The organism is Clostridium punense (genome assembly GCF_017874425.1).
In the GTDB taxonomy this organism is placed as follows: domain Bacteria; phylum Bacillota; class Clostridia; order Clostridiales; family Clostridiaceae; genus Clostridium_J; species Clostridium_J punense.
In genome coordinates, this window is record NZ_JAGGLL010000042.1 from 23155 (window position 1) to 29154 (window position 6000).

At 30.7% G+C, this 6000-nt stretch carries 5 protein-coding genes; 2 read left to right on the top strand and 3 right to left on the bottom strand.

Annotated features, from left to right (window positions below; all coding sequences use genetic code 11):
- Positions 1-160: 160 nt before the first annotated feature.
- The 3 genes from J2Z44_RS18520 to J2Z44_RS18530 form a co-directional block, all read right to left on the bottom strand.
- The gene (locus J2Z44_RS18520) at positions 161-1552 is read right to left on the bottom strand and encodes a DUF4367 domain-containing protein (RefSeq protein WP_021282736.1); all 1392 of its coding nucleotides are present in this window, start codon (positions 1550-1552) and stop codon (positions 161-163) included.
- On the bottom strand, positions 1545-2099 hold the full coding sequence (locus J2Z44_RS18525) for an RNA polymerase sigma factor (protein ID WP_021282735.1): 555 nt from the start codon (positions 2097-2099) through the stop codon (positions 1545-1547). The genes J2Z44_RS18520 and J2Z44_RS18525 overlap by 8 nt, the downstream gene beginning before the upstream one ends.
- 205 nt (positions 2100-2304) lie before the next feature.
- Positions 2305-3267, bottom strand: a complete 963-nt coding sequence (locus tag J2Z44_RS18530; RefSeq protein ID WP_209649921.1) for an alpha/beta hydrolase — start codon at positions 3265-3267, stop codon at positions 2305-2307.
- Positions 3268-4316: 1049 nt separating this feature from the next.
- On the opposite strand from J2Z44_RS18530, the gene J2Z44_RS18535 reads away from it, so the two are divergent.
- Both J2Z44_RS18535 and J2Z44_RS18540 read left to right on the top strand, forming a co-directional pair.
- Positions 4317-5075 carry a DUF5058 family protein gene (locus J2Z44_RS18535; protein ID WP_021282731.1) on the top strand — a complete coding sequence of 253 codons (759 nt, stop codon included), beginning with the start codon at positions 4317-4319 and terminating at the stop codon, positions 5073-5075.
- Complete coding sequence (locus J2Z44_RS18540) at positions 5075-5764, top strand: hypothetical protein (protein ID WP_021282730.1); 690 nt, start codon at positions 5075-5077, stop codon at positions 5762-5764. Before J2Z44_RS18535 ends, J2Z44_RS18540 begins: the two co-directional genes overlap by 1 nt.
- The last annotated feature ends 236 nt before the right edge of the window (positions 5765-6000 follow it).

Here is a 6000-nt window from a genome sequence, read left to right on the forward strand (position 1 = left end):
ATAATCAGGGTAGGCCTCATATATAAGTTAAGTTTTAATTTTGTTTCACAATATTGAAATTTACCCACCACTCAAAATACAGCTATCAGTGAACCTTAAGAGACTATCAAGTAACCTAATTCAAGATTACTTATCTTTTATACCGTAAACTTTTATTTTCTTACTTTATTTTAACATAACTACCAAAGTTATTTATATATTCATTTCCATTTCCCTGTATACTCATTCCTTTGTCAGAAATATATGCATAATCAAGGTAATCCTCATCTAGTAAGTAAATTAAATGAACCTGCTTAGTTTCATTTGGCTTTAAGTCACAGAAGAAGAAATGCCCTCCTGGGTAATCCGATTGATCAAAATATATTGGCTCCTTGCTATTTGCTATATCATTACCACCTCTAATATCATTAACAAATGCTTTAAGGGTACCATCTGATTGCTTCATTCTATATTGAATCATTGGATGGACACCCACGTCTTTTACCTCTTTATCAATGAGATTTCTAAGTGTTAAAGTTACGTAGGCAAATTTTCTTTTTGCAGTTTTAGTAACTTGATTTAACTTGTTGTTTTCCCATTTAATAGAGACACTTCTTTCATAATCCTTCAATGTTCCATCTTCATTTAACTGTTCAACATATTCATTATATTCAAAAAAGGAATTTTCATCTATCTTAGGTAGCTTATCCATAATCTCGACCTTATCTACAGTGAATTCTAATCTTTCCCTTCCGCTAACATCCATGTTAATTTTTTCATTCATATTGAAAACATGATCAGCAGGAACGGGAGGAGCTATATATACATCATCGTTACTTGTTTCAACCTTTGGATTATACAGTTCTAAAAATTCTCCAGGAACCAATTCATATTTTATATTTTCTGCTACTTTTTTAAGTTCCTCTAAGGAAATCCCTCCACCAACTGTAATAATTTGACCATCCTCTTCATAAATTAAGTCTATTGAATACTTATAATGCATACCTTCACTTGTATAGATATTTGCCTTTACACCACCAATTGTACTTTCTTCTATGCCACTTATACATCCCTTTGTATTCTGATATATATAATCATTTTGATACATAATTATTCCTTTTTCAGAACTAGCATCTCCATTAGGGCCATATTTTCCTGGGGCATTTGCAATTGGTAAATAACTCTCAGGAAGATATTCAGGGGTTATATTAATTAATGGTATTTTATTAATCTTCTTTTCTGATTGAACCTCATAGGTAACCACTCCCAAATCTTCATCTCTACTTGTTGTAACAAGAAATTTTTTACATATTCCATAAGCAGTTACAGAAAAAGCTAAAGTAGCTACTGCAGCGGCAATAAGAACTATAATCTTTTTCTTTTTCATCCTTGAGCCCTTACTATTAGTGAGGTTAATAGTTTCTATATTACTTTGCCTTTTAATTATGTCTATCTTTTCATGTTTATATTTTTCTGAGAACTCATGTACTTCTGTAACTTTATCTAGCTCCATAACAGCATCTTCCTCACCTATAAGATAGGTCATTATATCAATATCAATTTTATTATCCATGCAATTCATCCCCAATCATTTCTTTTTCTATGACTTTTTTTAACCATTCTCTTGCACGTTCATATCTCTTAGCAGCTACTTTTTCACTAATATTTAATAATACTGATATCTCTTTATAACTAAGATCATAATAGCAATGATACCTAATTATCTCACGGTATTTTGCCGGTAGCCTAGAAACCAGTTGCGAAACAATTTGTCTGTCCTCTATAGCTTTTATTGAATCAAATTTATGTTGATTTTCACTTATTACAGGCTCATCAATACCTTTATGAAATAATTCAGATTCCTTCTTATTTTTACGATATTTATCAATAGCAATATTTTTTATGGTATATGTTATTAATCGTTTCGTCTCCATACTGGATATTTCATTAATATGTTCTAGATATGGAATTAACTTTATAAATGCATCTTGAACTGCATCTTCTGCTTGTCCAGAGTTATTTAGAATTGAATATGCAATACTATACATTTTATGTTCATAAGCACTATAAAGTTGCTCTAATATGCTATTTTGAAAATCTTCAACTACCAAAGTCTTCACTTAATCACTCCTTCCATTTGAGAATACTCTCACTCTATATAACGAATGAAATTTAAATTTGCGACAGTAATAATGGGAATATCTATAAATTATTTTAATCTATAGATATTCCCATTCTATTTAAGCTTTTTCTTACTATAAAGCTAGAAATCCTTTTTGAATATAAAAATATAATTAATGCCCTTGGACATTGACATGTCCACAATTAGTTACTAGTTATAAATTCTACAGCCTTCAAAGTTCTTTCAGCTAAATCTTCTGGGTACCAGTGACCAATTCCTTTATTAATATGGTATTCATGGTCAAGTCCAACTTCCTTGAATAATTTTAAAAGATGCTGAACAGTTGGATCAGTGTCCTGTTCCCCTTCAAGAATAACTATTTTTGTTTTTCTTTCAGCTAACTCCTTTGTATCTTCAAGTCCTATGATCTTTAAATACTCAGCAGGACATAGTCCAATGACACCTCTTATTGGAATCGTGTTTTCAAAAGCAATATCAATACAAGTAGTTGCACCACCAGAGAAACCTCCAATTATTACACAAGTTTCGTCAATGGAATAGTCTAATAATAATTGTTCATAACAGTATTTTAGTTCTTTTCTTGATAGTTCTGGATCACTAAGCCAGCCAAAACTGTTATGAAAATACATTTGTGATGATTGAGGATATACAACTATATATCCTTTTTCTAAAAGTGCATCAGGCTTCCAACACCAGCTAGTATTTTTTATATTGCAACGAAATCCATCCCCATGTAGACAAAAGAATAATGGATGTTTTTTTGTTGGATCATAAGATTTTGGAAGATGAACTTCATATTCAAGCTTAGAATTCTCTTTAGCTTGTTTAAGTAACTTTGCATTTAAATTATTAAGAGCCTCATATTCAGGGTGATTTCTTAATAAATCAAAGTTTGACCAGTCTAGAGGAAATGAATAACCTTTTTCAAGTGCTCTTTTTATAAGCTTAATACAACTGTCACTATTATTGGTTCGAGTATATATCCTAGATTCATCTATCATAAGTTCAAATAGATTTTCTTCATATTCATCTTTTGATAAAAGCTCCTTTGCATGAAGGAGTATATTTAAAACTTCATCATATTTCTTTTCAGAGAAAGGTATTGAATAATATTCTTCAAGTTCAAAAAAATTTTTATAATTCATTAGTATCCCCCTTAATTAATATCTATTTTAATTACCCAATTGTACTCATAATATTTTTGTTTTATCAGAATAGTTGTTCCATTTTTAAACCATGCTAATTGATTTACTAGCAAAACCAGTTGTATTAACAGTTATTAAGCATATATGCTATAACCTCATAGGAAATCAATGCTCTATTATTATAGATATCCATTAAACCACTTTCATGACAAGCAAAGATTCCGTGCTGAAGCATGGCTGCTCCAAAGTCTCTTCTTTTCTATGTCCTATAAAAGCTTCCTGTACATCAATTATTAATAACGCAATATTCATTTTCCACGCCTCCTGAATTTTATTTTAAATAATAAAGAAATTCATTTTAAACAGCGACTTTGGAAGAAAATATAACTCCCACCTTAAACTTGTTAAAGAAATAATGAGGATAGGATAATCATCCTTCTAAAATCTGGTTAAAATTGGGCATAAAAATGCCCGGATGAAATAATTACTTCTCCCGGGCAGCAATTTCAAAACATTTTCACAGATTTTCAATAAAATGTGCCGGGAACTATGCTTATTTTTACTATACTATTTAAATTCATCATAATACATCGCTCCCTTCCTACAATTTATACCATAATTATACACTTACATATATATCCAGTCAACTCTCTAACTGTAATACTTTTAAAATAATTCTGAAAATAATCCCAGGAAAGATAAATCCTCCATTTTATATTATTCTTATGTTTTCATAATAACTAACACCTAATTCTTATTATTAATTAAATAATCTTATTGTGCAATTTTAATATCCCCTGATTGCTATCTTCATGTTAGCTATAAAATTACCATAATATATCTCTAGATTAGATTTCCAATTATAAGTTTTCTGATGAGCTTAGATTGCTCTTTCACTGTGCCATTTGAAAATCCGTTAACAAAAACCAAAATTTCATATAACTATGACTTTTGTATTCGTAGTATTATATGAATAGTCAGAATATTATTAACTAATAGAACTTTTATTTATCATCTCAAATTATATGAATTCATAAGGAGTGTGTTATATGGATATCATGAAACAAATAAATTCCCTGCCTATATATGCAGTATGCTCTACAGTAATAATCTTAGTAGCAATATTATGCATAACTTTTATAGTGAAATCCTATAGGGCAGGCCTAAAGATTGGAATGGATAAAACTGTACTAAAACGTATTATGATAAGCAGTGCTACCTTCACAATAATACCTAGTGTTAGCATTTTGCTAGGAGTAATAGCTCTATCAGGATCCCTTGGAATCCCATTACCTTGGATGAGATTGAGTATTATCGGAGCGCTACACTACGAAACTACTGTAGCTGAAATAGCGGCAAGTAGCACTGGTATGAGTGGACTTGTTGCCTCTGAAATGACTGCTCAATCTTATACTTCGATTGCAATGTTAATGGGTGTTGGAATTATGTGGGGTGCAGTAGTTAGTATTTTCTTCTTAAAGAAATACTTATCAAAGTTCAGTTCAAAGCCTAAAAAGGAAGAATCTAAATCCTCAAACAAAACTTCTTTTGGCGATATTGCTATGCTTTCTATGTTCATAGGTCTTTGTAGTGCATATTTATGTAGTTATGTAGGAATGGCCATTAGATTAAATACCTATATGCCTTTAATAGTCTCTATACTAGGTGCTGTATCTATGGCTGTATTTAGCTATATCAAAGAAAAAAAGAAAGCACTCTGGTTAGATAACTTCTCTTTAGCTGGAAGTATGCTAATAGCTATGACTGGTGCTGTAATTTTAAACTTAGTTATAGGAGGATTGGTATAATGACAAAGGAAGAAAAGTATAGTTATTTTGAAAGTTATAATAATCAAATTCATACCATAGGAAGAGTAGGACTTATCTTATTTATAGCTTTACTCATAGGAATTCCTTTTATGATGGCGACTATTTTAGGTGTTGTGGTTGATATGAAAAGTATTGGGGAAGGTCTTCTAAAGATTCTACCGATTTATTTACCTAGTAGTATAGTAGAGTTTTTAATCTATGTTCCTATGCTTGGCGCTGGTGGTGGCTACCTAGCATTCATAACGGGAAACCTAGCTAATCTAAAAATCCCTTGTGCTGCTACAGCAAGAGAAATAGCAAACACTAAAGCAGGCACCCCTGAAAATGAAATTATAAGTACTCTGTCCATTGCTATAAGTAGCTTAGTAACTATAGTTGTAATTATATTAGGTGTAATGCTTCTCGCTCCACTACAGCCAATATTAGAAAATCCTATTTTGATACCAGCCTTTAATAATGTTGTTCCTGCACTTTTTGGTGCTCTTGGATTTAAGTATATATATAAAAGCTTTAAAATTTCTATACTTCCAGTGGTTATTATGACTGCTTTATACGTGTTATTGCCAAGTTTAATCAAACAAAACTCTCTTATGATAATTCCTGCTGGTGCAATTGCTATTGCTGTAGGCTTTATTCTATATAAAAATAACAAATTAAATCTAAAATAGTTATGAAACCACTATATTGTACATGGTACAAGCTTTAATAAAAAACTAATTCTATTCATCTCTAAAAAGCCTTAAGGAAGCAAGGTAGATTAATGCATAAGCTAAAGTCTAACTTTGCTTTCCTATATATAGATTTACCATTCCGAAATTTAAAGTATTAACAAGCTTAATCTTCCCAATAATAACTCTAAGACTTATCAAAGGAGTTATTATTATGGGAAGAAAGCAAACAAGGA

Bases quoted from the DNA above. Each gene is read 5' to 3' on its own strand.
- J2Z44_RS18540 (WP_021282730.1), top strand. From the start codon at position 5,075: ATGACAAAGGAAGAAAAGTATAGTTATTTTGAAAGTTATAATAATCAA.
- J2Z44_RS18530 (WP_209649921.1), bottom strand. From the start codon at position 3,267: ATGAATTATAAAAATTTTTTTGAACTTGAAGAATATTATTCAATACCT.
- J2Z44_RS18520 (WP_021282736.1), bottom strand. From the start codon at position 1,552: ATGGATAATAAAATTGATATTGATATAATGACCTATCTTATAGGTGAG.
- J2Z44_RS18535 (WP_021282731.1), top strand. From the start codon at position 4,317: ATGGATATCATGAAACAAATAAATTCCCTGCCTATATATGCAGTATGC.